The organism is Microbacterium umsixpiens (assembly GCF_053543675.1).
In genome coordinates, this window is the sequence record NZ_JBLVOH010000201.1 from 21,912 (window position 1) to 22,854 (window position 943).

At 69.8% G+C, this 943-nt stretch carries 1 protein-coding gene; it reads left to right on the plus strand.

Annotated elements, in window-relative coordinates; translation table 11 throughout:
- Nucleotides 1-66: 66 nt before the first annotated feature.
- A partial coding sequence (locus tag ACNPM4_RS17875) for a Mur ligase family protein (protein WP_448986578.1) occupies nt 67-943 on the plus strand: 877 nt, incomplete at its 3' end.

A 943-nucleotide genomic window follows, 5' to 3' on the forward strand; every position in this document is an offset into this window, starting at 1 on the left:
CGCGGGCGCGCAAGGAGTCGTGCCGCAGAGGTGTTCACCGTGCCGTCGTGAGATCATGGATCCGACATGTCGATTGAACAACAACCGAGCCTGCCTCCCGTGCTCCGCCCCGCGAACCCGCCCCGGCGTGAGCTGTCCGAACTCGCTTCCCGTTTCGCCCGCAGTGTGCGCGGCGACATCGACGGGATCGCCCTCTCCGGCATCACACTCGCCACTGCGGACCTTCGTCCGGGCGAGGCCTTCGTCGCGATCCGGGGCGTCAACAGGCACGGTGCGGATTTCGCCGTCGCCTCAGCCGAGAAGGGCGCCGTCGCCGTCATCACGGACGAGCCTGGCGCTGCGATCGCCGGATCCGCGGGGCTGCCGATCCTCGTGGTCGACGACCCGAGAGCGGTGCTCGGCGACCTGAGCGCCTGGGTGTACGGCACCGGCGCAGATGACCCGCTTCCGCTGCTCTTCGCCACGACGGGAACGAACGGGAAGACCAGCGTCTCCCACCTGCTCGAGGGCATCCTCGACCAGATCGGCGTCGTCACCGGGCTCTCATCGACCGCCGAACGCCACATCGCCGGCGAAGTCATCGTCTCGCGGCTGACGACCCCCGAGGCCTCCGAGATGCACGCACTCCTGGCCCTGATGCGCGAGCGCCAGGTCGAGGCCGTGGCGGTCGAGGTCAGCGCCCAGGCTCTGTCGCGCCACCGTGTCGACGGCATCCGATTCGACGTCGCCGGCTTCACCAACCTCAGCCACGACCACCTCGACGACTACGCCGACATGGAGGAGTACTTCGAGGCGAAGCTCCCGCTCTTCCGGCCGGACCGCGCCAAGCGCGGCGTCATCTGCCTCGATTCGCTGTCCGGCGCGATCGTGGTCGACCGCTCCGAGATCCCCGTCGTGACGGTGGGGACGCCCTCGATCGCCGCCGACCCCGAGGCGGCGGCGG